The following is a 24,171-nucleotide window of genomic DNA, read 5'->3' on the forward strand; positions in this document are numbered from 1 at the left end:
CCTCGGAAAGCAGGCGGGTCGGTGATACAAAAGACGACCAGGCCCCACCGGAAGGAACACGCCCATGCCATTGCCGCGCCTTCATCGCGCCCTTGCCGCGCTGCTCGGCGGCCTGCTGCTCGCCGGCGCCGCGAGCGCCGCGACGCCCAAGCCCGCCGACCACCCCTGGCTGCTCAAGGCCGACCGCGTGTTCGATGCCCGCAGCGAGCAGGCGCACGCGGGCTGGGTGGTGCTGGTGCAAGGCGACAGGATCGCGGCAGTCGGCCCGGCCTCGCAGGTGCCGCTGCCGCCCGGCACGCAGACCATCGACCTGCCCGGCACCACCCTGCTGCCCGGCCTGATCGACGCGCACTCGCACATTTTCCTGCACCCGTACAACGAGACCCTGTGGAACGACCAGGTGCTCAAGGAAACCCTGTCCTACCGCACCATCGAAGCCGTGCAGCACGCGCACGACACGCTGATGGCCGGCTTCACCGCGCTCCGCGACCTGGGCACCGAGGGCGCCGGCTACGCGGACGTGGACGTCCAGCACGCCATCGACCAGGGCCTGATCCCCGGGCCGCATCTGTTCGTCGCCACGCGCGCCACCATCGCCAGCCACTGCTACGGTCCTGGCCCGTCGGGTTTCAGAAGCGACCTGGACCTGCCGCAGGGCGGCATCCCGGTCAGCGGCGTCCCGCAGATGATCGACGCGGTGCGCGACCAGGCCGGCCACGGCGCCGACTGGATCAAGATCTACGCCGACTACCACTGCGGCAAGAGCCACGGCTCGGTACCGACCTTCAGCGAACAGGAACTGAAGGCCGGCGTCGACACCGCCCACTCGCTCGGCCTGCCGGTCTCGGTGCACTCGACCACGCCCGAGGGCATGCGTCGTGCGGTGCTTGCCGGCGTCGATACCATCGAACACGGCTATGGCGGCACCCGCGAGGTGTTCGAGCTGATGAAGCAGCATGGCGTCGCCTACCTGCCCACGCTGGAAGCCGAGGCGGCCTACGCCCAGTACTTCCGCGGCTGGAAGCCCGGCCAGCCGCTAGACGCCGACATGCAGCAATCGGCCCGCGCCTTCAAGCTGGCCTTGGACGCCGGCGTCACCATCGGCAACGGCAGCGACGTGGGCGTATTCACCCACGGCGACAACTACAAGGAACTGGAATGGATGGTCCGCGACGGCATGCGCCCCGCCCAGGCCCTGCTCGCCGCCACCGCCGTGGACGCGAAGATCCTGCGCCAGCAGGACGAGTTCGGTCAGCTCAAGGCGGGCTTCCACGCCGACATCATCGCGGTGCGCGGTGACCCGACGGCGGACATCAGCGCCCTGGCGCATGTGCCGTTCGTGATGCAAGACGGGGTCCTCTACAAGCGACCGGACTGACGCTTCCGCGCGGTGCCACGAAAAAAGCCCCGGACATGCCGGGGCTTTTGGGCTTTTTCGCAACAGCGGACGGCTAGAACTCCTGGCTGAACCTCACGCCAATCGTCCTGGGCTGGTTGGTGACGGTGTACACCTGCCCGTTGGGGTATTGCGGCACCACGTCGTGGGCGGCGCAGGTCGCCTCCGCGCACTCGGCGTACTTGTAGATCTGCGCGCGCTTGTCGAACAGGTTGTTGACGTAGACGTCGAACGTCCAGCTGTCCTTGTGGAAACCGGCGGAGAGGTCGGCCGTGGTGTAGGCGGCGAGGTTGCCGAGCAGGCCGCCCTCGTACTGGCGCAGGTCCGCGCGGCGCTGGCCCACGTGCACGATGGCGGCCTGCAGGAAGGCTTCGTTCTCGCCCACGTCGAAGGTATAGCGGGCCTGCAGGTTGCCCTTGAATCGCGGCGTGACCGGCAGGCGCGAGCCTTCCGGAGCCTGCGGTCCATCCACCGCCTCGCCGGTGAGCGGGTTGATGGTGCCGGCGGGACAGTCGGTGATCGGATTGCCGGCCAGGTCGGTGAAGCCGCAGTAGTTCGCGGTGAGCTTGGCGTTGTAGAGCGCGAAGCCAGCGCTCAGCTCCAGGTTGTAGGTCGCCGCCCAGTTGAGCTCCGACTCCAGGCCGGTGATGCGCGCCTGGTTGGCGTTCTTGATCTCGGTGAGGCCGTTGGCGCCAAGGATGCTGAACTGGAAATCCTTCCAGTCCTGCCGGAACACCGAGCCGTTGAAGGACAGCCGGTTGTCGAACCAGGTGCTCTTCCAGCCGATCTCGTAGTTGGTGAGGTAGTCCGACATGTACGGCGGCAGCGTGCCGCGGCGGTTGATGCCGCCCGGACGGAAGCCCTCGGACTTGGTCACGTACACCATCTTGGTCGGCGTGATGTTCCAGGTCAGGTTGAACTTGAACAGCGAGCCGGTCTCCTTCACCCGCTTGTCGAAGTCCAGGCACGGCGCGCCATGGTAGGGCTCGGGCGAGATGCAACCGGCCTGGCCATAGCTCGATCCAGGGAAGAACCCCGAGCTGAAGCCGAAGTAGCCGCCCAGGCTGTTGTTGGTGCGGAAGTAGCGCCCGCCGACCGTGCCGGTGAGGGTGTCGGGGATGAAGTCGTAGGAGAGCTCGCCGAACACCGCCTCGTCCTGGTCGACGCGGGTCTGCTTGGTCAGCCACAGCGTGTCGGGCCAGCCGGGGGTGTCGAGCGCGTCGGACAGGTTGTCGATCTTGTACTGCTGCTGGATGTCGTGGTGCTGCTGTTCCCAGAACAGGCCGGCGACCAGGCGCAGCCGATCGTCTGAAGGCGAGGCGATGCGCAGCTCGTGGCTGTCCCGGTTGTAGCGATCGCGCGCGTTGATGTACTGCGACGGATTGATCAGCGCGCCGCTGTTGTCGTAGATGTAAGCGCCATAGCCGGCCAGCGTGTCGTACCAGAACGAGTAGTCGCTGTAGTCGCTTTCCTCCTCCTGGCTGCGCTTCAGGTACGCGTAGGAGTAGGTCAGGTCGAAGTTGCCGATCTTGCCCTGCACCGTGAGCGCGGCCTGCCACCAGCGGTCGTCCGTGCGCTCGGGATACCAGTGGCTGACCGCCAGGTCGCCGATCGCCGGGTCGTAGGCAAAGTTGCCGTGGGCGATGGTCTGCTGGCCCATGACGGTGGGACTGATCGACCAGTCATCGTCAAGGTCGACCTTGAGCGCCGCGCGGGCGCCGTTGGTCGTTGCATCGTTATAGGCATTTTCGGCGCCGTAGGTGCAGTCGAGCGTCGGCGAGGGCGTGCAGTCCTTCGCGTTGCTGACGCTGATGCCTGACACTGGATAGGTCCGCGTGCCCGTCCTGTTGTCGATGTAGCCGGCATCGTGCTCGTGCCAGCCGACCAGCCGGATGGCCGCGTTCTTCGCCAGCGGGATGTTGGCCATGCCTTCGCCGGTGTAACCGACGCCGCCGTTCTTTACCGTGCTCGTGCCCAGCGCGTAGCTGGCCGCGAAGCCACTGGGGTCGGGCTTGTTGGTGATGATGCGCAGGGCGCCCGCCTCGGCGCTGGCACCGTAGAGCGTGCCCTGTGGCCCGGCCAGCACCTCCACGCGCGCGATGTCGTACATGTGGATGTCGAGCGGGCCCTGGATGGTCGTGACCGGCTCCTCGTCCAGGTAGACGCCCACGCTGGGCAACGAACCGGAGTGGTTGCCGTCGCCGCCGCTCGCCACCCCTCGCATGTACACGTGCGCGAAGCCCGGCCCGAAGCTTTCGTACGAAACGCTGGGCAGGTATTTGACGTAGTCGTCGAAGTCGCGCACATGCAGTTGCTGCAGCTTTTCCTCGCCCAGCACCTGGATGCTGACGGGCACTTTCTGCAGGTCTTCGGTGCGCTTCTCGGCGGTGACGGTCACCTGCTTGAGCGTGGTGACCTTCCTGCTTTTCTGCGTGGCCGCGGGCGATGCCACGGGCTGAGCCGTGTCCTGGGCAAACGCCGGCACGGCGATGGCCAGGCAGATGGCCGCGGCCAGCGGCAGCCGTGCGGATGACGGGACGCCGGGCGATCTCCCCGGCTTCTTGCGGTTTGCTTGGCGGTACATCGACTCCCCTCCCTTGAAGATGACGATCAGGACTACAACGTGTTTTCCCCCTGCAAACCTCCAGGCACGGCCGGGTAGCTTTCGAGCACCGGCTCCAGCGCCCGCTCCAGCGGCCCCAGCCACCGTGCGTAATGGCGCCACTGGTCCATTCCCTCGCGATAGATGGGCCGGCGCACCTGTTCCGAGCTGGCCGTGCGGACGGGGCGCGCGTTCTCGAAGAAGCGCAGGCAGCTCTCCTCGAACGGCAGGCCGCAGTGCGCGAGCAGCCGGCGCACTTCCCCTTCGGTGTCCTCGACCATGCGCTCGTACACGACGCGGTGCACGCGCCCCGGCAGCACCGCATCGAAGTGCGCCATCAGCGCGACGTAGTCGCGGTAATACGCGCCCAGGTCCTCCAGGTCGTAGCTGAAACTCTGCCCCCGCGCGAAGTGCTGCTTGAACCCGGAAAAGCAGCAGGCGAGCGGATGCCGCCGCGCGTCGATGACGATGGCGTTGGGCAGGATCAGGTGGATCAGGCCAAGATGCATGAAGTTGTTCGGCATCTTGTCGATGAACAGCGGCGCGCCGGTCTTGCGGTGGATGCGCGTGCCGGCCAGGTAGCGTTCGCCCAGCCCGCGCAGGGCGTCGCCATCGAGCGTGGCCAACACGTCGTGGTACGGCATCGCACTCTCGGCGTCCGCCTGCTCCCGCAGCAGCCGCGTGAGCGAGGTGATCTCCGGCAGCTCCATCGTGCCTTCGACCTGGCTGTGGCTGGACAGGATCTGCTCGATCAGCGTGGAGCCCGAACGCGGCAGCCCGACGATGAAGATCGGATCGCGGGCCGGGCAACCGCCACCCCGGCGCGCCTCGAAGAAGCCGCGGGTGTAGCGCTCGCGGATGTGTGCGACGCGGGCGCTGGTGTCCTCGGCGCGATAGTGAAGTTGCGCGCGCCGGATCGCGTTGCCGCGGGCGTAGTGTTCGAACGAGGCCGGGTAGTCGGCCTCGTCCTCCAGCGCCTTGCCGAGCGCGAACTCCAGGTGCAGGCGGTCCTCTTCGGCAAGGTCGGCGCGCGCCAGCTGTGTGCGCATGGTCGCCACGTCGGCGGGCTCGAAGCGGAAGGTCTTGAGGTTGGCCAGGCTCCACCAGACTTCGCCGAAGGACGGTTCGATCGCCAGGCTTCGCCGGTAGGCGGCAATCGCCCGGTCAAGTTGTCCGTCGGTCTTGAGCGCGTGGCCGTAGCTCATCCATACCCTTGCCTGGTCGGGGTAACGCGCCAGCAGCTCGGCGTAGATCCCGATGGCCGGCGCGTAGTCGCCGACGCGGCACAGCACCACGGCCTTGAGGTTGCGGTAGCCGGGGTGATCCGGATCGGTGGCGAGCAGTTGCTCGATCTCCGCCAGCGCCCGTTCCGGTTGATTGCTGCGGTGGAGCACCAGTGCGTAATTGTGGCGCGCCGCGTCGAAGCCGGGCGCGAGCTCGAGGCAGCGCGAAAGCAGGTTCAGCGCGTCCTCGTTGCGCCCCAAGCGGGCGCCGACCTCCGCGAACATGCGGATCGCGGCGACGTCGGTCGGCGCGGCCTTCAGATGCGCCCGCAGCAAGACCTCGGCGTCCGGCAGCCGGTCCTCGGCCAGGGCTGCGGCGGCACCGAGCAGGCGCGGGTCACTGGTGGCATGGCGTACGTGCTGGGCATAGGCGGCGCCGGCCGCTTCGGTGTCGCCCACGGCCGCCAGGTGGTCGCCAAGCGCCCGCCAGGCCTGCGGCAGGTCGGGCTTGAGCGCGACCGCCCGCTGCAACGCGGCGATCGCCTCCTGTCCGCGACCGGCACGCCCCAGCCCCAGGCCCAGATCCAGGTGCACGATGGCCCAGTTCGGCTGGCCCTCGGCCAGCGGCGCGAGGATGGCGAGCGCGGCCGCCTCCTCACCCAATGCCCCGTGCGCGACCGCCAGCAACCGCAGCGCGCCGGGATGGCCGGGAACGGCCTTGAGGATTTCGCCCAACTGCTCCCTGGCCAGCGTGGCATCGTGCTCCAGCAGCCGCTGGGCGTGCGCCAGCGCCTGCTCCAGGGTGCCCGCGGCGGCTTCGGTCATGCAGCCGCGCCCCGGGGCGCGCTGACGGGGCGGGCTGCGGGCGAGGGCCGATACGCCGGCGGCAAGGTGCGGTACATGCGACAGCGCTCCACACGGGGTGTGCGCAGCCTACCGGCGAATCCGCGCGCCCGGTAGTGGATCGCCGCACAAGGCCGCTCACTTGATGCCGATCACCATCGAGTCGGGACCGACCAGGTGTTCCGTGCGGGTCTGGCGGAAGCCGGCATCGGCCATCCATCCCGCGCAGTCGGCCCCGGTGTAGTCGAACCCGCCAGGCGTCTCGATCAACATGTTGAGGCTCATCAGCAGGCCGAAGGCGTTTTCCTTGCGTTCGTCGTCGATGATCGACTCGTACACCACCAGCGCGCCACCCTCGGGCAGCGCGTCGCAGGCCTTGCCGATCAGCATGCGTTTGGTAGGCAGGTCCCAGTCGTGCAGGATGTGGCCCATCAGCACCACGTCGGCCTTGGGCAGCTCCTGTTCGAAGAAACTGCCCGCCGCGAAATCCACGCGGTCGTCCACGCCGACCGCACGCATGTAGTCCTCGAAGATCGGGCGCACCTGCGGCAGGTCGAAGCCGGTGCCGCGCAGGTGCGGGTTGGCGAGCGCGATCTGCGCGGCGAGGTCGCCCTGCGCGGTGCCGACGTCGACGAAGCTGCGGTAGTCCTTCCAGGGAAACTGACGGGCGATCGCCAGGTTGGCGCCGCGGCTGATGCCGGTCATCGCCGCCAGGAACTGTGCCAGCCGTGCCGGATCGGCGTGGAGCGTATCGAACAGGTTGTTGGGCCCGCCGTGCGCGACCTCGTTCTGCGGCAGGCCGGTGCGCAGCGCCAGGGTCAAACCGCGCCAGAACGGGTAGAGCCGCGCGTTGGCCATCTCCAGGATGCCGCCGACGTAGGACGGTTTGGCGCGGTCGAGAAACAGGTCGGTTTCAGCGGTATTGGCGTAAACGCCATCCGTACGCGCGAGGAAACCCAGCGCGACCAGCGCGTCGAAGAAGTCGCGGGCCGAGCGCGTGTGCAGGCCAAGGGCGTCGCGCAGCACCGGCAGCTCGGCCGGGCCACGGGCGAGGCGGGTGAACACGCCGAGCTCGATCGCGCTCAGCAGCGTCTTGGAGGCCCAGAAAGCCAGGCCGGTTTGCAGAATCGCATCGGGAGAAGGTTGCGCTTGCATGGGCTCGCTCCGTCCGTAACCGCGCTGGCGGTGGTGGGTGCGTCGGCCCGAGGGCATGCGTAACCGGAACCGGGGGGCCGGCGAAGCATCGTGTGTCCCCGGTCCGTACGCGGGTCGGGGCGGCACATCATGCCACCCGCTCCGTTGACTGGCCTTCACATGCGCCTCTGGCCGATCGCCCCATGGAGCGGCCGTGACCGGACAGAGCTTGGAACGCTTACGCGAGGCCTTATGTCGTTGTGACGCCCGGATCGTGGATTTCCGTCCGCGGTTCGGCACGGAGGCGCCCATCGCCAGCGAACCGGCGAAATACTGCACCTACAAGAGGTAGCCAATGCCGACCTACAGCAAGACGCCCGAGGCGCTCGCCCGCCTCACCCCCGAACAATTCCGCGTGACCCAGCAGAGTGGCACCGAGCGTCCGTTCGAGAACGCCTTCAACGATCACCACGAGCCGGGTTTGTACGTGGACGTGGTTTCCGGCGAGCCGCTGTTCACCTCGCTGGACAAGTTCGACGGCCATTGCGGCTGGCCCAGCTTCAGCCGGCCTGTCGAGCCCGCCCACGTCATCGAGAAGCGCGACGTGAGCCACGGCATGATCCGCACCGAGGTGCGCTCCAGCCACGGCGACAGCCACCTGGGCCACGTCTTCCCGGACGGCCCGCGCGAAACCGGGGGACTGCGCTATTGCATCAACTCGGCCTCGCTGCGCTTCATTCCGCTCGACGCGCTCGAAAGCGAGGGCTACGGCGAGTACCGCAAGCTGTTCGACACCACGAAGGAGGCCCACCGATGAACACCGAACGCGCCGTTCTCGCCGGCGGCTGCTTCTGGGGCATGCAGGAACTGCTACGCCAACAACCGGGCGTGATCTCCACCCGCGTGGGCTACGCCGGCGGCGACGTCGCCAATGCCACCTACCGCAACCACGGCAATCATGCCGAGGCGGTCGAGATCATCTTCGACCCGCAAAAAATCAGCTACCGCCGCCTGCTGGAGTTCTTCTTCCAGATCCACGATCCGAGCACGCCCAACCGCCAAGGCAACGACCGCGGCAGCAGCTATCGCTCGGCGATCTACTACACGACCGGGGAACAGAAACGGGTAGCCGAGGAGACCGTGGCCGACGTCGACGCCTCGGGCCTGTGGCCCGGCAAGGCGGTCACCGAGATCGAGCCTGCCGGCGACTTCTGGGAGGCCGAGCCGGAGCACCAGGACTACCTGCAGCATTACCCCACCGGCTACACCTGCCACTTCGTGCGGCCGGGATGGAAGCTGCCGCGGCGGGCCGAGGCCGGCTGACCGCACCTGGGGATGGCGGTCGCGCAGGCTCCGCGCGACCCGTCTTCCACCCCTGCACGAGCGCACCCGCGCGACCGCGACCGTCCAGCCGCGCTTTTTCACAACTCCTTGAGCTCGCGCCCGGTATGACGCGCAGGCCCTTCCCGCACGCAAGGGCAGCCAAGAACCCCGGAACGATCGGGTCCCGACAGACGATCGAGGAAGCTTCCACGCCCAGGACCGGTGCGTCACCAGCAAGCATCTGCCGCCTGCGCCCGCGCGCTCGGGCCACCTCCGGCCACGACCTTTTCCGACCCCGCTGCGGCCCTGCAGCGCCTTTCGTTGTTCCCCCGCAGAGGAATCGAACGTCGATGTCCCTGTCCGCCAAGTCACTGAAGAAGACCAGCCTGGCTGCCGCCAAGCGCCTCTACACCGGGCTGCAGCAGACGCAGCGCCAGGCGCACTACAACCAGCAGGCGCAGGCCGTGCTGCACGCGGTGGAAAGCCAGCGCGGACCGACCGATCGCGCCGCGGTCCGGCAGGCGGACGAGTACGCCCGCGAGGTGCTTGGCAGCGTTTGCTACGCGCCCTGGCTGCATGTCTACGCGGCAGTAAGCGGCGGCTTCCGGGAAGGCTGGATCCCCGACAACTACTACGGATTGGTGGTCGACCCGCACAAGAGCGGCGAGGTGGCCAAGGTCGCGCTGATCAAGTCCTTCACCAACCGCATCCTCAACACCGAGGCACTGCCGGACCTGGGGTACGTCATCGATGGGCTCTTCTACTCTCGCGACTACCGCCCCGTGTCCCAGCGCGAACTGGTCGACATCCTCTTCGCGCGCGAGGAGCGCGCCGTGTTCAAGGCCGACAACTCCTACCAGGGCCGCAGCGTGACCTTCATGACGCGCGGAGACTTTCCGACGGACGGCCGCCTGCCCTTGCCCGACGGCGTCTTCCAGGCGCCGATCCGCCAGCATGGCTTCTTCGCCGCACTGAGCCCGAGCGCCACCGCCACGCTGCGCATCACCACCGCTCGCGAGCTCGACGGCAGCATCGCGGTGAAAGCCGCCTACCTGCGCCTGGGCCGTGTCGATGACGACATCGTGCGCAGCCGCAGCCACGTGCGCGTGGCCGTCGATCCGTCCAACGGCGAGCTGGACGAAACCGCCTTCCTGCACGACTGGCGCACCATCGACGCGCATCCGGATACCGGCCTGGGCTTCGCCGGACGCGTCATCCCGCACTTCGCCGCGGCCACCCAGCTGTGCCGCTCGCTGCACCAGGGCTGCCCGCACATGCCGTGCCTGGGCTGGGACCTGTGCATCGATGAGGACGACCAGCCGCGGCTGATGGAATGGAACGCGCGCTACAACGACATCAAGTTCTCCGAGGCCACACGGGGCCCGTGCTTCCGCGGCCTGGGCTGGGAAAACCTCTGGCGGCAGGCGGCCGCCTGAGCGGCTCCGTCGCCGACCGGCAGGCGGATGCGCATCGTTTCGTGGAACGTCGAGAACCTGGCGCGCTGGCTGGAGGACGATGCCGCCGGCCTCCCCGCCCTGCATGCGCGGCTGGGTTCGCCCGACGTGCTGTGCCTGCAGGAGGTTCGCATCCGCCCGCAGGACCAGGCGCTTGTCGCGCGCATGCACTCCGCCCTGCCCGGCTTCAGCTGCCATGCCTCGCTCAACCATGATGCCCACAACGGCCGCTTTCGCGGCGGTCGCGCCTACGGCGTGTCGACCTGGCTGCGCGCCGACCTCGACGCCACGCCGCTGCGCTTCCCGTGGGACATCGAAGGTCGCGTGATCGTGTCCGGCCTGCCCTCGCTGGGCATCGCCGTTGCCAATGTCTACGCGGTCAACGGCACCGGCCGGCCGCATTGGGATGCCGAGCGCGGCGGTCCGCATGGGGACCGGCACCAGTTCAAGCAACGCTTCATCGAATCCCTCGGCGCGGAGGCGCGGACGTTGCAGGCCAGCGGCCTCGCCCTCGTGCTGATCGGCGACTGGAACGTCTCGCGCTCCCGCCAGGACACCACGCCGCGCCTGCGCACGGAAGAGCCGCATGCCACCGCGCGGCGCCGATTCAACGAAGAGTTCGTCGCAGGCCTGGGACTCACCGACGCCTTCCGTCACCTGCACCCGGACGCACGCGCGTACACCTGGTTCCATCCGCGCAGCCGCCATCGGCTGGACGCGGCACGGGTGGATTTCGCGCTGGTGGGCGAGGATCTGCTGCCGCGCCTTGCCGGGGCCGGCATCGAGGACGACCCTGCGATCCGCCCAGGCAGCGACCACGCGCCGCTATGGATCGAACTCTCGTAGGATCGGCACCAGTCCACCGCGCCCCCATCGGGGACGGTGGACCAAAAGCCCCGTACGTTCGCCGCCGTGTCGATTTTCCATTTCCTGGATCGTCGCCAACAGGCAACCCCGCCAAAGGAGCACATCCCATGTCCTACATCGACGGTTTCGTGATCGCCGTGCCCACGGCCAACCGGGAAAAGTTCATCGAGCACGCCAGCACGTTCGACGTCCTCTTCCAGGAATTCGGCGCCACGCGCGTGGTCGAGTGCTGGAGCGACGACGTCCCCGAAGGCAAGCTCACCGATTTCCGCCGCGCCGTGCAGGCCACGCCGGACGAAGCGGTGGTGTTCTCCTGGATCGAATGGCCCGACAAGGCCACGCGCGATGCCGGCATGGAAAAGATGATGAAGGACCCGCGCCTGAGCCCGGAGAAGACACCGATGCCGTTCGACGGCAAGCGGATGATCTTCGGCGGGTTCGCGCCGGTGGTGGAGGTGGGCCGGTAAATCAGGGCGCCCGCTCCGGACGCCCATTCCCCGCTTCGGCGCCATCCCCGCCGAGCGGGAGAAGGGGCCAGGGGCCGCCATGCCGATCCCTCCCCGTTTACAGAGCAGGCCCGCAGTGCGGATGGACGTGGCGCGCCCCGGCTGTCACCCCAGCCGGTAGTAATCCCGCTCCCGATACCGCCGCGCATACAGGCCAAACGCCAGCGCCGCCAGCAGCGCGAATGCGGCGAAGAAGAACATCTGGAACGCGATCGTGCCGAGCCCCGTGCGGGCGATCGAATCGGTCACCGCGTCGTTGCGCACTGCCGCGTTCGCCAGCAGCACCCACAGGTTGCCGATCGTGGTGGTGAGGTTCCAGAAACTCATCACCACCCCCTTCATCGACGCCGGCGCCTGGCTGTAGGCGAACTCCAGGCCGGTCGCCGACACCAGCACTTCGCCGAAAGTCAGCAAGGCGTACGGCAGCACCTGCCACACGATCGAGAGCGCGTCGCCGCCGTCGATGGCCAGCTGCAACGCACCCACGGCGATCCATGCCAGGCCACTGAAGGCGATGCCCGCGGTCATGCGGCGCAACGCCGTGGGCGCGTAGCCCAACCGCCGCAACAACGGGTAGAGCACCAGGTTGTTGAACGGAATCAGCAGCATGACCAGCAGCGGATTCAATGCCTGCATCTGCGCCGGGTGGAACCAGCCGGGCATGCTCATGTGCCCGCCCTGCACCACCCAGGTCGACGCCTTCTGGTCGAACAGCGAGAAGAACGGCGTGGTCAGCGCGAAGATCACCAGGACGCGCAACACGTTGCGCGCACCGTCCACCGCTGCGTCCGGATGCACGCCGCGGGCGCGGTCCATCTGCATCCAGGCGCCGCCGCCGATGCCGGCAATCACCGCCACCACGGACAGGCAGGCGGCGATCACGAAACCGAGGCTGGGGATCAACGCCGCCGATGCGAGGCCCACCACGATGCCGGCCACGGCCACCCACAGGCCCGGCCGCATTCGTCCCGGCCGGCGGCTGAGCAGCGCCGTGCGCACCACCCTCGAGAACGCGTCGCGGTCCGGGGGCGCCGGCGGCACCATCACGTACTGTCGCCGCCCCAACCAGAACACCACCGTGGCGACGAACATCAGCGCGCCCGGGATGCCGAACGCCACCGCCGCGCCGAACTGGCGCAGGAAGATCGGCATCAGCAGCGAGGCGAAGAACGAACCGAAGTTGATGATCCAGTAGAAGGCGTCGAACACCACCTTGGCCAGGTGCTTGTTGGACTGGTCGAACTGGTCGCCCACGAACGAAGCCACCAGCGGCTTGATGCCGCCGGCACCCAGCGCGATCAGCCCGAGCCCGAAGAAGAAGCCCAGGCGGTGGTCCTCGAACAGCGCCAGGCACGCGTGGCCTAGGCAATAGACCAGGCTCATCCACAACACCGTGTGGTACTTGCCGAAGAAGCGGTCCGCGATCCAGCCGCCCAGCAGCGGGAAGAAGTACACGCCGATGACGAAGCTGTGGAACACGTCCTTGGCTGCCAGCGTGCGCTCGGCCTCGGGCATGTAGGCCAGCAGGCTGCTGATCAGGAACGGCGTGAGGATGTTGCGCATCCCGTAGAACGAGAACCGCTCGCAGCCCTCGTTGCCGATGATGTAGCCGATCTGCCGCGGCAGGCGGCCGCCCTGGTCGTGGGTGGTGGTGCTCATCCGGACTCCCCCTGCATCGGGAGAACCAAAGCGCCTCCCCAGCGCCCGACTGTAGCAAGAAGCCCCGGTGACCCGGGCGCCGTTGTCGGGCCCCGCGCGGACTCCGCACAAGCGGGCGCGAGCCTTGCGCTACCCGTTCTGGTCGCTCCCGACGAGGCCCTCGATCCGCCGGTCGGGCACCAGCCACATCACGGCTACCGCCGCGTAGAGCGCCTGCGCAATCCAGGCCGCCCACACGGTGGACGCAATGCCCAGCGCGTACAGCACCGGGGAAAGCTTGCCCTTCCAGTCGCTGCCGATCGCCCGCATGAGCAGCGAGTCCTCGCCCTGCAGGCGCACGAGCATCCGCTGCAGCAGCCAGTACGCGACCGCCGCCATCAGCAGCACCACGCCGTAGGCGGCCGTGGGCGCGGCCGCAAAGTGGTTCTCGCCCATCCACGCGGTGGCGAAGGGGAACAACGACAGCCAGAACAGCAGGTGCAGGTTCGCCCAGAGCACGCCGCCGGAAACGCGCCGGCACACTGCGAGCATGTGGTGGTGGTTGTTCCAGTAGATGCCCACGTACACGAAGCTGAGCACGTAGCTGAGCAGCACCGGCAACAGCGGCGCCAGCGCGGCAGGCGAACTGCCGTGGGGCACCTTCAGTTCCAGCACCATGATCGTGATGATGATGGCGACTACGCCATCGCTGAAGGCCTCCAGCCGGCCCTTACCCATGCCGGGCCGGCGACCCTGGCGCTTGCTCGCATCCATCCGTTCCCCTCCGTAAGGCGGGACGACCGCAAGCGCGGCGCCCGGTGCGGGTGGACTCTATCAAGAGCCCGGCCGCCACAGCCCGGAAACGGACAGCGAACTCAACCTGCATCGGGCCCAATGGCAGCGCGGACCGGAATATCGCGCGGCAAAAACTCGCCGGAAAACGACGGCGGGACCCCGGCAACCCACGCACCGACGATTGCCCCCCCGTACCGATGCCGCTTCGAACGTGCCGCCCGTCGCCGCTGGCGCTTGCTTCAGTTCACCGCGAACCCGACGGGCCGGGCGTTCCCCGCGCCACGTCATCCGTTAGCACGACAGACGCCTGCCTGTCTGCCCCGCGCCTGCTTTCCTGCGGCGGGTGCTGCATCCGCCCGTGACGCAAGATGCAACCCATTTAGACGGGCCTGTCATCGCGCTTGTTCCATGCTGCGCTCCCGTCATGGCGCATGACGGAATAGACGGCCAAACCGCGGCGGCACCACGCCCCGCCATCGGCCTGGCGGCTGAGACCGCCACAGGCAACCCATGGACACCACCGACACCCGTGAATTGGGCAGGGACGCAAGGGGATTTGCGCGCGGGCGCCGCCGGTCCATACCGAGGAGTCGCAGATGAACACACCCCAGGACAGCAACTACCGCCCGTCCGCCGGCGGGAACGTTACCGACCCTGGCGTCGCCGAAGGCGCCGAAGACATGGCCGGGAAGGTGCGCGCCGAAGGCCAGGAGCAGGTTCAGCACTACCGCAATGTCGCGGCCGACAAGGTCGACACGCTCGCCGACAGCGTCAAGGCCGCCGCCGCAGAAATGCGCGACGACGACGTGGCACACCTGTCGCAACACGTCTCGGACATGGCCAGCGGCCTGGGCCGGATGGCCGACGGGCTGCGCGAGAAGAGCGCCGACGAGATCCTGCATGACGTCCGACGGATCGCGCGCGAGAACCCCACGCTGTTCGTCGCCGGCAGCATCGCGATCGGTTTCGGCCTGACCCGCTTCGCGCGCGCCTCGGCCGGCAGCAGCACGGATCGCGGGCGATCCTCGCGCCTGGGCACGAACGAACGCACGGGCCGTACCCGCTGGACCGATGCGGCCGTCACCGGGACCGCCGCCCACCCGGCGACCGGCAACGACACCATCGACACCACCGCGCCCGGCGGCCTGACCGGGTCCATTCCCGCGGCGCCCGCCCCCTCGGCTTCGACGGCCGATGCCATCTCGGCGCGCGCCGGCGCGGCTGTGAGCGACACGATGGACGACGGGCAAGACAGTCTGTCGTCCAACGACACCCTGCGCGGGAGGAACCAGCCATGAGCAAGTCTTTCGACCAACCCCAGTCCTTCGACACCCGGCCCGCGTTGCGCGCCGTTCCTTTGCGCGAGGAAGACGCCTCCATCGGCGGCCTGCTCAAGCAACTGGCGCGCGAAATCCCGATGCTGTTCACCAAGGAACTGGCGCTGGCCAAGGCCGAGATGCGCGAGAACCTGCGCGCGACCAAGGCGGGCGTGGCGGCGGTGGCTACCGGCGGCGCCGTGATGCTGGCGGGACTGATCATCCTGTTGATGGCCGGCGTGTACGGGCTGAGCACCGTGCTCGCACCATGGCTGTCCGCACTGATCGTCGGCGCGGCCGCCTTGATCGTCGGCTGGGTCATGATCAGCGCCGGCAAGAAGCAGTTCGAGCCCGGCTCGCTCAAGCCTGATCACACCATCCACTCGTTGCAGAAGGATGCCGATGCCATCCGCGGGAGGACGCCATGAGCACGGCCGAACGGATCGAAGCCGAATCGCACAAGGACCCGGCGCGCCTTGAGCAGGAGATCGACCAGCAGCGCGCGGACATCAACCACATCGTCGACGCGTTGGAGAACAAGCTTTCGCCGGGCCAGCTGTTCGACCGCATGGTGAACTTCGGCAAGGGCAACGGCCGCGAGTTCGCGCAGAACATCGGCAACGCGGTGAAGGCCAACCCGGTGCCGGCCCTGTTGACCTCCATCGGCCTGTTATGGCTCTACGCCAGCCGCGATGAGCCGGCGCCGGTGCGCAGCAGCTTCGCCGGCACCGGCACCGATGACGGCAGCGGCGTGATGGACCGGGCGCGTGAGGTGGGCAGCGAGGTGTCCGACACCGTCTCCAGCACCTGGAACCAGGCCAGGTCGCGCGTTGCCGAAACCACCTCGCGCATGGCCGACACGGCCCAGGGCGCGCGCGAGTCGCTGCTGCACCAGAAGGATCGGGCCGTGCAGGGCTACAACAACCTGCTGCGCGACAACCCGTTGGCGCTCGGCGCCATCGGCATCGCCGTCGGTGCCCTGCTCGGCGCTGCCCTGCCCACCACCGAACCCGAAAACCGGTTGATGGGCGAAGCCAGCGACGATCTTGCCGAGAAGGCGAAGGAAGCGGTCCGGACCGGCGCTGACAAGGCACGCGACGTCATGCACGACATGGGTGAGCCGCGGGACAACGTGCGTCATTGATTTGATGCGGGGCGGGGATCCGGAGTCGTCGACGCACCGGCTCCGCCCGACACCTCACCCACCTGTCGGCACCCACTGCCGGAAGGGAATCGTGGGCGGCTCAACGGAGGCGTTTCGACGTCGGCGCTCCGGAAGTGCATGGGAAGCCGCTGCGCCTTCGGCGCGTGCACTCAGCGCAAAGGTGGCCGGCCGGGCTCGTTACGCGCCGGCGCCTTCTCCCGGTTCGAAGGCGCATCCTGCAGCCCCCGCCAGATCGCACCGATCAGTTCGCCGTCGGGATCGTGCTCCTGCTCCCAATACATCAGGCCGCCAAGCCTGTGCGCTTTCACGTAGAGGGCCTTCGCCGAGATCGACTGCGCATCGTCGTAGGTAACGAAGGCATGCGTGCGCCGGTTCCACAACCAGGCAGCCCTGGCCTGCGGATCCCAGTAACGCGCGAAGCCGTTGCGGCCGATGTAGCTCTTCTTCAACTCCGGCCAGGGATGCTCGCCCTGGTAGTGGCCATAGGATCGGTAGAGGCCATCGTGGCCGGGCGCCACCTGAGCAAACTCGCGGCCGTAGAAGGCCACGCCCAGCAAGAGTTTCTCCGGCGGCGCACCGGCCGCCAGGAACTGGCGTACCGCGCCGTCGCCAGTGCGTGCATCGGCCGGCGCCAGGCGCGAGCGATAGAGTCCCGTGTGATGCCCGGTGGTGGGCGTCATGCGATTGACGAAGTCGTAGGTCATCAGGTTGAACCAGTCGACCAACGGGGCGACCGCCGCGATATCGACGCCATCGACGAACGGCCCATCCGCCACCGCAATGCTGAGCACGTAGTGCCGGCCCTTGCCCTGCCGGTCCAGCGCCTGGCGCAGCGCCTTCAGCAGCAAGGTGAAATGGGCCCGGTCGGTCGGGCTCCAAGCGATGCCCGATTCGCCATGCCCCGGATATTCCCAGTCCACGTCCAGCCCATCGGCGCCCAGCGCCGCGACGAGACTCGCCGCGCTCCGGGCGAAGACCCGCCGCCCTTGAGCCGTCGCGGCTGCCTCGGAGAAACCACCGGCGCCCCAGCCGCCCACCGCGATCGTCACCCTGAGCGACGGCTTCATGCGCTTGAGCGCCAGCAGCCGGCGCAGTCGCGCAGCCGCGCCGTCATCCAGCACCACCCGGCCCCGCTCGACATGGGCGAAGGCGAAGATCAGCGTATCGATGCGATCGACCGTGCGCGCCTGCGTGTCGTTCCAGTCGGTGGCATAGCCCACCACGCGATAACGAGCCGCTTGCGCCACGCCAGCGACCACGGCCAGCGCGCCGGCAAGCAGGATGAGGACAAGCCTCGGCGGGCGTAGCGGCATGGCGCGGATTCCTCTGCGGGAGGCCATCGAGCATGCCATGCCTGCGCAGCTCCCGCAGAGCTCCCGGGGGTGTCTGCTTGCCCCCTTGCAAGCGGGCGGGGCGCTGGTACCTTCAATGCGTTCCCCTCTTGGCGGCAGGCCGCGCGGCGGGGCAAAGGCCGCAACGCATACACCTGAGGTCGTCCATGAAGAATCCCGATGCCAGCCCGGTCCCGACGCGCGACGCACTACCGGAGCGGCATGCCACCTGGCGCGAGCTGGAAGCGGAGCGACGCCTGCAGGAGATCAGCTCGCGCCTGATTTCGCACGAGCACGAGGATTCGCTGTACGAAGAGATCTTGGATGCGGCCATGGTGATCATGGATTCGGACGCGGCCAGCGTGCAGCGACTGGAGAACAACGGTCGCCTGCGGCTGCTTGGCAGTCGCGGCTTCCATCCGGATTCGGCCGCTTACTGGGAGTGGGTGTCCGTCGACCACTCCAGTGCCTGCGGCATCGCCCTGCGTACCGGCGAGCGTGTCATCGCCGAAGATGTGGAGGCGCCCTCGCTCGCGGTCGGCGAGGGCGACCTGGACAGCTATCGGCGATCGGGCATTCGCGCCGCGCAGAGCACGCTGTTGCGCTCGCGCTCCGGGCAACCGCTCGGCATGATCTCCAGCCACTGGTACCGGCCGCACCGGCCTGGCGAGCGCGAACTGCGCATGCTCGACATCCTCGCCCGCCAGGCAGCCGACCTGATCGAACGCATGCAGTCGCGCGAAGCGCTGGAGCGCGAGAGCGCCGCCGCACGCGCGGCCGAGGCGCATGGTCGCCTGCTCGTGCACGAACTCAGCCACCGGGTGAAGAACACGCTGGCGACCGTGCAGTCCGTGGCCATCCAGACACTCAGGAACGCCGGTTCGCTCGAGGCCTTCGGCCAGGACTTCCTGGCCCGTCTCGCGGCCCTGGCGCAGACCCACGATCTGCTGATCCGCAACCAGTGGCAGGGGGCCGAGCTGCGCGAGATGCTCGATCAGGAACTCAAACCCTACGGCCGACCCGAGGGCCCGTGCCTGTTGTTGCAGGGCGAGTCGGTACGGCTGGATCCGAAGGTCGCGCTCGCGCTGGGCATGGCGCTGCACGAGCTGGCGACGAACGCGGCCAAGTACGGCGCCTTGTCCTGCCCGCAGGGCCAGCTCCAGGTGAACTGGCATCGCCACCCCGACGAGACGCTGCACATCAGCTGGACCGAGCGTGGCGGCCCATCGGTGCAACCGCCCACCCGCCGGGGCTTCGGCTCGCGCGTGATCGAACAGGGCCTTGCCTACGAGCTGCAGGCGGAGGTCCAGCTTGGCTTCCCGCCGTCGGGTGTGTCGTGCCTGTTCCGGATCCCGCTGACGGCACAGCCCGGCGGGATGGAAATCGCGCCGCTCCAGGACAACGCCTGCCGCGGCCTCAGCTGGAATGATCCAGGATGATCTTCCAGCCCTTTGCCGTCTTCTCCCACAACAGCGAATAGACGCCGTCGTCCTGGGCGGCTTCGCCGTGTTCGCTGCGATCCAGGTGGAAGCGTCCGGTGACCACCGCGTAACGCACCTCACCCTGCGCGCAAGGCAGCATCCGCACGTCCACGTCCGAGAACGTCAGCCGGCCCATCTGCGCGTCGTTCGCGTAATGCTTGCGGTAGCTGGCCAGGATCGCCTGGTAGCCCTTGCGCACGGAACTGCCTACGAAGGTGGTATCCGGCGCGTCCTTGTAGCCGTGCATGAAGGTTTCCACGTCGCCACGGTTCCACGCGGCCTGCTGGTCGGCCAGCACCTGGCGGATGGCGGCTGCATCGTCGGTCGCGGCCGTGGCGGGCAAGGCGGCGACCAGCATCAGCAGCGATCCGAACACGAACACCCAGCGTGACAGTTTCATCGCTTGACTCCTCGGTTGGGCCAACGGGGGCCGGTCGAGCTTAGCCGCTTCCCTGCCCCACGCACCGGAACACGGCCACCCGGTCCGCCGTCGTCGGCCCATCCGTGTGCAGCCACGCCTCGTCGCCGACGATGCGGGTGCAGGGGCCGAAGGTGCAGACCCGGATCGGCCGCCGCATCCCTTCGCGCCGCAGCGCATCCAGCACGTCGCGCAGCACCGTCCCAAGGAATGGGGTGTAGAGGAAGAACACGGTGCCGCGGGACAGGTCCGCATCGCGCGCATCCTGCACCAGGAACTCCACGCGCTCCAGCTTGAGTCGACGGGCCGCGCGCCGCGCGGCATCGGCATGGGATGGCTGCCACTCCACGCCGATGGCGCGCGCGCCGGTACAGAGCGAGGCCAGCATCGGCACGTGCCCGAGTCCGGAGCCGAGGTCGACCAGCACGTCGCGTGGACCCACGCCGCTGCGCACGAGCATGTCCAGCGCGTGGCGCGCCGGCGTCGGCTGGTAGAACACCATCTCCGGTTCCAGTGGGCGAGAGTCCGGACCCGGGTCCGCCAGTCGCAGCACGCCGGCGAGCAGTTCGTCGAGTGCGTCGTAGCCCTCGCCGTCGATAAGGCCCGCCTCCTGTTGCCAGCGCCGGAACACTGCCGGCCCGTGATTGGCCCGGACCGCCGCACGCAAGCGCCGGTGCAGCATGGCATCGGCAAGTTCCAGCCGCTGGCGCAGTGCCTGCGCGCGTGCAGCGGCACCAGCCTCGGCGTCATGCGCCAGGACGGGCCACACGCGGTCGATCCAGTCCAGCGCTTCGGCGCGCGCGTGCCAGCGCTCCGCGGCCTCGAGCGTCGCGTCGCGGGCCAGTTGATCGAGCCTGTCGAGAATGCGGTCGGCAGTCATCGGCCAAGCATGGCAGCGGACGCCGCGACGCGGGAGATGCGCGCGGCGCTCAGTCGGGGATCTCCGCCTCGACCAGCTTTGCCAGCAGCACCAGCGATTCCTGCCAGCCGAGGTAGCAGGCTTCGGTCGGGATCGCGTCGGGAATGCCTTCCTGTACCACCGTCAGCTCGGTGCCGCAGGAAACCCGGCCGAGCGAAACGGTGGTGACCATCTCGCCCGCAAGGTTCGGATCGTCGAAGCGGTCGGTGTAGCGCAGCCGCTCGCCCGGCTGCAGTTCGAGGTACGTGCCGCCGAACGTGTGGCTGCTGCCCGTCGAGAAGTTGGTGAACGACATGCGGTAGCTGCCGCCGACCCGGGCGTCCATGTGATGGACCTTGCCGGTGAAACCGTTGGGTGGCAGCCACTTGGCCATGGCGTCGGGATCGACGAACGCGCGGTAGAGGCGCTCGGGCGTGGTGCGAAGGACACGATGCAGCCGGACGGTACCCATGGTTGGCCTCCTGACATAAGGGCGTTCGCTACCACGACGCGCGCTGGCGCCCGGTTTCGACAGGCCGGCAGGTTACGGGCGGGCCCGCATCTGCGCTAGTTCGCCAGTCGGACCAGCAACGCCCATCCCTCGCCCGCCAGGTACAGGCCCAGGCCGAACACCAAATGGGTGACCAGGCTGCGCCGTCGCGCCGCGCCGGGGCGCGGCGTCCGCGAAGCGGCCAGGCCTGCCCCTAGCGCCGGCTGCAGCACCAGGAAGGGCGCGGCCACGCTGGCCAGTCCCACCGCCAGCGCGGGACCGGGCGACGGTGCGTGTGCCCACTCGATGCCGGCGGCGCCGAGCAGCGTCGCGGCGATACCGACGCCGATCGCGTAGTGCGCTGTCCAGCCGATCGCGCCTTCCCCAGCCACCCGCGGCGCGTCCTTGATCGCATCATGGCGCAGGCACCCATGTACCAGATGACCGAGCCAGCGCCCGACCATCGCATAGTCGAGCACCGGCACGCCGAAGACATGCTTTTGGCACAGCCACCAGGCATCCATGACGAGCGTGCCGCCGATACCGACCACGGCGGCGTGGAAAAGAAAGTGCGCAAGCTCAGCCATGGACGTGCTCCCGTGGTTGCTGTTCTGCAGTCATCGGCTTGCCTGCCGATCGCGATTGGGAGAGCCTACGAACTCAAGTCCACTTGAGGTCAAGCATGAAATTGCTCGATATCGCCAAAGTGGCCAGCCGCTCCGGCCTGCCGCCTTCCACGCTGCGCTTCTACGAGCAAAAGGGATTGATCGCCTCGGTGGGCCGGCATGGCCTGCGGCGCCTGTTCGGGCCCGAGGTGCTGGAGCGCCTGGCGCTGATCACGCTGGGACGCATCGCCGGTTTCGCGCTGGACGACCTGGCGGCGCTGTTCAAGGCCGGCGACAAGCCGCGCATCGACCGCCGCCAGCTGGCGGCCAGGGCCGACGAGCTGGACCGGACCATCCGCCAACTGGCCGCGGTGCGCGACGGCCTGCGCCACGCGGCCAGCTGTCCTGCCCCAAGCCATCTGGAATGCCCGAAGTTCCAGCGCCTGATGCGGGCTGCGACCGCCAGCCAGGCACGCCCCGCCGGCAAGCGGCCGCCACGTCGCAGCGCGCCGGCATGAAGACGGCGGGCCAGCATTGCTGACGCGCGCTTGATCGGCCGGTAACACGCCCGGGCACAGGATGCCGCCGGGAAATCCGGGCTGGCCTCGCTGTCCTGCGGGAGGCCTCTCATGCCTGCCTCGATCGCTCCCCTCGTCCTCGCCACCGCGCTGCTCGCCATGCCCGTGGCGCATGCCGACAATCCCAAGCAGCCATCCGACGCCCAGCTCATCGCCAGCGCCATGCGTGCGGCGCCGGCCGGCGTGGGTCGCCATGCCACCATCATGACCATGCAGTCGGACGGCACCATGCGCACGCTGCGCCAGGGCAACAACGGCTTCACCTGCATCCCCGACGCCCCCGCCACGCCGGGTCCGGATCCGATGTGCGCGGACAAGGCCGCGATGGGCTGGGTGCACGCCTGGCTGACACACGCCACGCCGCCGGCCGGCAAGGTCGGGCTGATGTACATGCTCGAAGGCGGCACCGACGCCAGCAACACCGATCCCTACGCGAGCAAGCCGCAAGGCAATCACTGGGTCAAGACCGGACCGCACGTGATGGTGGTCGGCGCCGATGCGGCGTTCTACGACCAGTACCCGAAGGCGGCCGATCCGGTCACGGATGCGCCGTACGTGATGTGGGCGGACACGCCCTACCGGCACCTGATGGCGCCGATCCGCTGAGGTGCGTCGATCTCGCAAGGTGGGCTTGAGCCCACCCCGCGGGCGCGGTTACAGCTGGGAAGCAAATTCGGCCCAGAACCGGTCGGTGACCTGCTGCGTCCACGGCCGTGCACGCAGCCGCGCCATCGTGACCGGCTGCGACGCGGCCAGGTCCCGGTCGAACACATCGGTCATGCGACCCGCGAAGGGGCCGTCGTAGATCGCGATATTGGCCTCGTCGTTGAGGTGCAACGAACGACTGTCGAAATTGGCCGAGCCGGCAAGCGTCAGGTAGCCATCGACCACCATCAGCTTGCTGTGGAACAGCGACGGCGTGTAGCGGGCGATCTGGGCACCCGCGTCGAGGAATGGGGCCCAGTAGGTGCGCGAGGCGTCGCCGACCATGTGGCCATCGACGTGGTCGCCCTCGACGATGATGCGCACGCGCACGCCGCGCGCCAGCGCGTCCATCAGGGCCTGTCGCACCGGCTCGTCCGGCACGAAGTAGGACGCTTCCAGGTCGATCGACCGCCGCGCGCCGGCGATGGCCAGCAGGAACATGCGCTGGGAGTTGTACTCGCCCACGCGGTCGGTGCTGGCGATCACCTGCACGGGCAACCGGCCCGCCGCCGAAGAGGTCGCCACGTCAGCCGGCGGCAGCGGTTGGCCACCGGTGGCCAGCCAGTGTTCCTCGAATACGCCGCGCATCTGCGTCACCGCGGGGCCCCGCATGCGGAACATCATGTCGCGCTTCTGCTTGCCGTTGCTGGCGTTGCCCAGCCATGCATCGTCGATGCCCATGCCGCCGGTCCAGGCCACGCGATCGTCCACCACCATCAGCTTGCGGTGGGTGCGTTTATTGAGACTTGCCAACTGGTCCAGCCGCACCGGCCGGTAGAAATGGAAATCCACGCCCGCCGCGCGCAGCCGCTCGGCGTCGGCCACGTTGCCGCGCGAGCCCATCCAGTCGACCACCACGCGCACCTTCACGCCGGCGCGCGCGCGTTCGGACAGCGCTGCGACGAAGACATCGGCGATATGCCCGCGCCGCAGGATGTAGCTCTCCAGTTCGATGCTTTTCCGCGCCGAGCGGATGTCGGCAAGCATGGCCGGAAAGTAGGCATCGCCGTTCTGCAGGTCGACCACGGCGTCGCCCTGGGTGACCGGACTGCCGAGCAGGGCTTCGGCCTGCTGCCGGAACGCCGGACTGTCGACCGGCGCCACGTTGGCCGGCGCCCGCGACAGCCCCGGGCCCGCAGGCAAGACATTCGCCGCGGTCAGTCCCGCCAGGCCGACCGAGAACACACCGGCGAGCACGAGGCCAACCGTGCGCCAGGTCCTGCGCAAACCCGCGCCGACCCGCCGCACTCCCCACCGGCCGGGCGGGTTGCCGGTCGGATCGAGTACGCCGGGATGGCCGAAGCCATGGCACGTGCGCGACTTGCGCACGTCGGAGGGTGCACCCACGGTGGACCGGCTTGCGGCTTCCGGCGTGCGAAGGAATGGCTGCATGGGCTCTATCT

At 68.5% G+C, this 24,171-nt stretch carries 23 protein-coding genes; 12 read left to right on the forward strand and 11 right to left on the reverse strand.

All coding sequences use genetic code 11. The features are described from left to right. Positions 1-64: 64 nt before the first annotated feature. The gene (locus ACFWZ4_RS15990; RefSeq protein ID WP_439705654.1) at positions 65-1,378 is read left to right on the forward strand and encodes an amidohydrolase family protein; all 1,314 of its coding nucleotides are present in this window, start codon (positions 65-67) and stop codon (positions 1,376-1,378) included. 73 nt (positions 1,379-1,451) lie between these two features. Here ACFWZ4_RS15990 and ACFWZ4_RS15995 read toward each other — a convergent pair whose 3' ends face one another. The 3 genes from ACFWZ4_RS15995 to ACFWZ4_RS16005 all read right to left on the reverse strand — a co-directional run bounded on the left by ACFWZ4_RS15995 (position 1,452) and on the right by ACFWZ4_RS16005 (position 7,219). Then, positions 1,452-3,980 (reverse strand): TonB-dependent receptor, encoded by a 2,529-nt coding sequence (locus tag ACFWZ4_RS15995; RefSeq protein WP_439705655.1) that lies wholly within the window; start codon positions 3,978-3,980, stop codon positions 1,452-1,454. Between the two features lie 32 nt (positions 3,981-4,012). After that, positions 4,013-6,046, reverse strand: coding sequence for a tetratricopeptide repeat-containing sulfotransferase family protein (locus ACFWZ4_RS16000; protein WP_439705656.1), 2,034 nt, complete (start codon positions 6,044-6,046; stop codon positions 4,013-4,015). A gap of 156 nt (positions 6,047-6,202) precedes the next feature. Next, the gene (locus tag ACFWZ4_RS16005) at positions 6,203-7,219 is read right to left on the reverse strand and encodes a methyltransferase (protein WP_439705657.1); all 1,017 of its coding nucleotides are present in this window, start codon (positions 7,217-7,219) and stop codon (positions 6,203-6,205) included. A 334-nt stretch (positions 7,220-7,553) separates the two neighbouring features. On the opposite strand from ACFWZ4_RS16005, the gene msrB reads away from it, so the two are divergent. The 5 genes from msrB to ACFWZ4_RS16030 all read left to right on the forward strand — a co-directional run bounded on the left by msrB (position 7,554) and on the right by ACFWZ4_RS16030 (position 11,309). Then, entirely contained in the window at positions 7,554-8,015 is a 462-nt protein-coding gene (gene msrB / locus ACFWZ4_RS16010) for a peptide-methionine (R)-S-oxide reductase MsrB (RefSeq protein ID WP_439705658.1), read from the forward strand. Then, on the forward strand, positions 8,012-8,521 hold the full coding sequence (msrA, locus tag ACFWZ4_RS16015) for a peptide-methionine (S)-S-oxide reductase MsrA (protein ID WP_439705659.1): 510 nt from the start codon (positions 8,012-8,014) through the stop codon (positions 8,519-8,521). Before msrB ends, msrA begins: the two co-directional genes overlap by 4 nt. Before the next feature lie 350 nt (positions 8,522-8,871). Continuing rightward, positions 8,872-9,957, forward strand: a complete 1,086-nt coding sequence (locus ACFWZ4_RS16020) for a sugar-transfer associated ATP-grasp domain-containing protein (protein WP_439705660.1) — start codon at positions 8,872-8,874, stop codon at positions 9,955-9,957. Positions 9,958-9,984: 27 nt separating this feature from the next. Continuing rightward, positions 9,985-10,821 carry an exodeoxyribonuclease III gene (locus tag ACFWZ4_RS16025; RefSeq protein ID WP_439705661.1) on the forward strand — a complete coding sequence of 279 codons (837 nt, stop codon included), beginning with the start codon at positions 9,985-9,987 and terminating at the stop codon, positions 10,819-10,821. Positions 10,822-10,949: 128 nt separating this feature from the next. Next, on the forward strand, positions 10,950-11,309 hold the full coding sequence (locus ACFWZ4_RS16030) for a DUF1428 domain-containing protein (protein WP_439705662.1): 360 nt from the start codon (positions 10,950-10,952) through the stop codon (positions 11,307-11,309). A gap of 144 nt (positions 11,310-11,453) precedes the next feature. Here the strand turns inward: ACFWZ4_RS16030 and ACFWZ4_RS16035 are convergent, their stop codons facing one another. Next, positions 11,454-13,007 carry a POT-type proton-dependent oligopeptide transporter gene (locus tag ACFWZ4_RS16035; protein WP_439705663.1) on the reverse strand — a complete coding sequence of 518 codons (1,554 nt, stop codon included), beginning with the start codon at positions 13,005-13,007 and terminating at the stop codon, positions 11,454-11,456. 129 nt (positions 13,008-13,136) lie between these two features. Next, a complete protein-coding gene (locus ACFWZ4_RS16040; RefSeq protein ID WP_439705664.1) occupies positions 13,137-13,760 on the reverse strand; it encodes a TMEM175 family protein in 624 nt (207 codons plus the stop codon). A gap of 617 nt (positions 13,761-14,377) precedes the next feature. Between ACFWZ4_RS16040 and ACFWZ4_RS16045 the strand changes: the two genes are divergently transcribed. From ACFWZ4_RS16045 to ACFWZ4_RS16055, 3 genes are read left to right on the forward strand one after another with little or no spacing between them, the layout of a single operon-like run. Further along, the gene (locus ACFWZ4_RS16045; RefSeq protein ID WP_439705665.1) at positions 14,378-15,079 is read left to right on the forward strand and encodes a hypothetical protein; all 702 of its coding nucleotides are present in this window, start codon (positions 14,378-14,380) and stop codon (positions 15,077-15,079) included. Then, positions 15,076-15,525, forward strand: a complete 450-nt coding sequence (locus tag ACFWZ4_RS16050; RefSeq protein WP_439705666.1) for a phage holin family protein — start codon at positions 15,076-15,078, stop codon at positions 15,523-15,525. Before ACFWZ4_RS16045 ends, ACFWZ4_RS16050 begins: the two co-directional genes overlap by 4 nt. Further along, positions 15,522-16,241 (forward strand): DUF3618 domain-containing protein, encoded by a 720-nt coding sequence (locus tag ACFWZ4_RS16055; RefSeq protein ID WP_439705667.1) that lies wholly within the window; start codon positions 15,522-15,524, stop codon positions 16,239-16,241. Before ACFWZ4_RS16050 ends, ACFWZ4_RS16055 begins: the two co-directional genes overlap by 4 nt. Positions 16,242-16,411: 170 nt before the next feature. Here ACFWZ4_RS16055 and ACFWZ4_RS16060 read toward each other — a convergent pair whose 3' ends face one another. Then, the gene (locus tag ACFWZ4_RS16060) at positions 16,412-17,575 is read right to left on the reverse strand and encodes a glycoside hydrolase family 18 protein (RefSeq protein ID WP_439705668.1); all 1,164 of its coding nucleotides are present in this window, start codon (positions 17,573-17,575) and stop codon (positions 16,412-16,414) included. A gap of 185 nt (positions 17,576-17,760) precedes the next feature. On the opposite strand from ACFWZ4_RS16060, the gene ACFWZ4_RS16065 reads away from it, so the two are divergent. Then, a complete protein-coding gene (locus ACFWZ4_RS16065; protein WP_439705669.1) occupies positions 17,761-19,032 on the forward strand; it encodes a sensor histidine kinase in 1,272 nt (423 codons plus the stop codon). On the opposite strand, the gene ACFWZ4_RS16070 is transcribed toward ACFWZ4_RS16065, so the two are convergent. The 4 genes from ACFWZ4_RS16070 to ACFWZ4_RS16085 all read right to left on the reverse strand — a co-directional run bounded on the left by ACFWZ4_RS16070 (position 19,010) and on the right by ACFWZ4_RS16085 (position 21,467). Then, positions 19,010-19,474, reverse strand: coding sequence for a YybH family protein (locus ACFWZ4_RS16070; RefSeq protein ID WP_439705670.1), 465 nt, complete (start codon positions 19,472-19,474; stop codon positions 19,010-19,012). The genes ACFWZ4_RS16065 and ACFWZ4_RS16070 overlap by 23 nt on opposite strands. 40 nt (positions 19,475-19,514) lie before the next feature. Beyond that, positions 19,515-20,372 (reverse strand): hypothetical protein, encoded by an 858-nt coding sequence (locus ACFWZ4_RS16075; RefSeq protein ID WP_439705671.1) that lies wholly within the window; start codon positions 20,370-20,372, stop codon positions 19,515-19,517. Positions 20,373-20,421: 49 nt separating this feature from the next. Beyond that, entirely contained in the window at positions 20,422-20,862 is a 441-nt protein-coding gene (locus ACFWZ4_RS16080; protein ID WP_439705672.1) for an SRPBCC family protein, read from the reverse strand. 95 nt (positions 20,863-20,957) lie between these two features. After that, positions 20,958-21,467, reverse strand: coding sequence for a DUF2938 domain-containing protein (locus ACFWZ4_RS16085; protein ID WP_439705673.1), 510 nt, complete (start codon positions 21,465-21,467; stop codon positions 20,958-20,960). 95 nt (positions 21,468-21,562) lie between these two features. Between ACFWZ4_RS16085 and ACFWZ4_RS16090 the strand changes: the two genes are divergently transcribed. Both ACFWZ4_RS16090 and ACFWZ4_RS16095 read left to right on the forward strand, forming a co-directional pair. Then, a complete protein-coding gene (locus ACFWZ4_RS16090; RefSeq protein ID WP_439705674.1) occupies positions 21,563-22,003 on the forward strand; it encodes a helix-turn-helix domain-containing protein in 441 nt (146 codons plus the stop codon). A gap of 111 nt (positions 22,004-22,114) precedes the next feature. Next, on the forward strand, positions 22,115-22,669 hold the full coding sequence (locus ACFWZ4_RS16095; protein WP_439705675.1) for a hypothetical protein: 555 nt from the start codon (positions 22,115-22,117) through the stop codon (positions 22,667-22,669). Between the two features lie 48 nt (positions 22,670-22,717). Here the strand turns inward: ACFWZ4_RS16095 and ACFWZ4_RS16100 are convergent, their stop codons facing one another. Beyond that, positions 22,718-24,160: a phospholipase D-like domain-containing protein gene (locus ACFWZ4_RS16100; RefSeq protein WP_439705676.1), complete on the reverse strand. Its 1,443-nt coding sequence runs from the start codon at positions 24,158-24,160 to the stop codon at positions 22,718-22,720. Positions 24,161-24,171: the final 11 nt, after the last annotated feature.

This window comes from Frateuria sp. GZRe12, assembly GCF_051900535.1.
GTDB lineage: Bacteria > Pseudomonadota > Gammaproteobacteria > Xanthomonadales > Rhodanobacteraceae > Frateuria_A.

Coding starts and splice junctions, on each gene's coding strand:
- ACFWZ4_RS15990 (WP_439705654.1), top strand. CDS start 65: ATGCCATTGCCGCGCCTTCATCGCGCCCTTGCCGCGCTGCTCGGCGGC.
- ACFWZ4_RS15995 (WP_439705655.1), bottom strand. CDS start 3,980: ATGTACCGCCAAGCAAACCGCAAGAAGCCGGGGAGATCGCCCGGCGTC.
- ACFWZ4_RS16000 (WP_439705656.1), bottom strand. CDS start 6,046: ATGACCGAAGCCGCCGCGGGCACCCTGGAGCAGGCGCTGGCGCACGCC.
- ACFWZ4_RS16005 (WP_439705657.1), bottom strand. CDS start 7,219: ATGCAAGCGCAACCTTCTCCCGATGCGATTCTGCAAACCGGCCTGGCT.
- msrB (WP_439705658.1), top strand. CDS start 7,554: ATGCCGACCTACAGCAAGACGCCCGAGGCGCTCGCCCGCCTCACCCCC.
- msrA (WP_439705659.1), top strand. CDS start 8,012: ATGAACACCGAACGCGCCGTTCTCGCCGGCGGCTGCTTCTGGGGCATG.
- ACFWZ4_RS16020 (WP_439705660.1), top strand. CDS start 8,872: ATGTCCCTGTCCGCCAAGTCACTGAAGAAGACCAGCCTGGCTGCCGCC.
- ACFWZ4_RS16025 (WP_439705661.1), top strand. CDS start 9,985: ATGCGCATCGTTTCGTGGAACGTCGAGAACCTGGCGCGCTGGCTGGAG.
- ACFWZ4_RS16030 (WP_439705662.1), top strand. CDS start 10,950: ATGTCCTACATCGACGGTTTCGTGATCGCCGTGCCCACGGCCAACCGG.
- ACFWZ4_RS16035 (WP_439705663.1), bottom strand. CDS start 13,007: ATGAGCACCACCACCCACGACCAGGGCGGCCGCCTGCCGCGGCAGATC.
- ACFWZ4_RS16040 (WP_439705664.1), bottom strand. CDS start 13,760: ATGGATGCGAGCAAGCGCCAGGGTCGCCGGCCCGGCATGGGTAAGGGC.
- ACFWZ4_RS16045 (WP_439705665.1), top strand. CDS start 14,378: ATGAACACACCCCAGGACAGCAACTACCGCCCGTCCGCCGGCGGGAAC.
- ACFWZ4_RS16050 (WP_439705666.1), top strand. CDS start 15,076: ATGAGCAAGTCTTTCGACCAACCCCAGTCCTTCGACACCCGGCCCGCG.
- ACFWZ4_RS16055 (WP_439705667.1), top strand. CDS start 15,522: ATGAGCACGGCCGAACGGATCGAAGCCGAATCGCACAAGGACCCGGCG.
- ACFWZ4_RS16060 (WP_439705668.1), bottom strand. CDS start 17,575: ATGCCGCTACGCCCGCCGAGGCTTGTCCTCATCCTGCTTGCCGGCGCG.
- ACFWZ4_RS16065 (WP_439705669.1), top strand. CDS start 17,761: ATGAAGAATCCCGATGCCAGCCCGGTCCCGACGCGCGACGCACTACCG.
- ACFWZ4_RS16070 (WP_439705670.1), bottom strand. CDS start 19,474: ATGAAACTGTCACGCTGGGTGTTCGTGTTCGGATCGCTGCTGATGCTG.
- ACFWZ4_RS16075 (WP_439705671.1), bottom strand. CDS start 20,372: ATGACTGCCGACCGCATTCTCGACAGGCTCGATCAACTGGCCCGCGAC.
- ACFWZ4_RS16080 (WP_439705672.1), bottom strand. CDS start 20,862: ATGGGTACCGTCCGGCTGCATCGTGTCCTTCGCACCACGCCCGAGCGC.
- ACFWZ4_RS16085 (WP_439705673.1), bottom strand. CDS start 21,467: ATGGCTGAGCTTGCGCACTTTCTTTTCCACGCCGCCGTGGTCGGTATC.
- ACFWZ4_RS16090 (WP_439705674.1), top strand. CDS start 21,563: ATGAAATTGCTCGATATCGCCAAAGTGGCCAGCCGCTCCGGCCTGCCG.
- ACFWZ4_RS16095 (WP_439705675.1), top strand. CDS start 22,115: ATGCCTGCCTCGATCGCTCCCCTCGTCCTCGCCACCGCGCTGCTCGCC.
- ACFWZ4_RS16100 (WP_439705676.1), bottom strand. CDS start 24,160: ATGCAGCCATTCCTTCGCACGCCGGAAGCCGCAAGCCGGTCCACCGTG.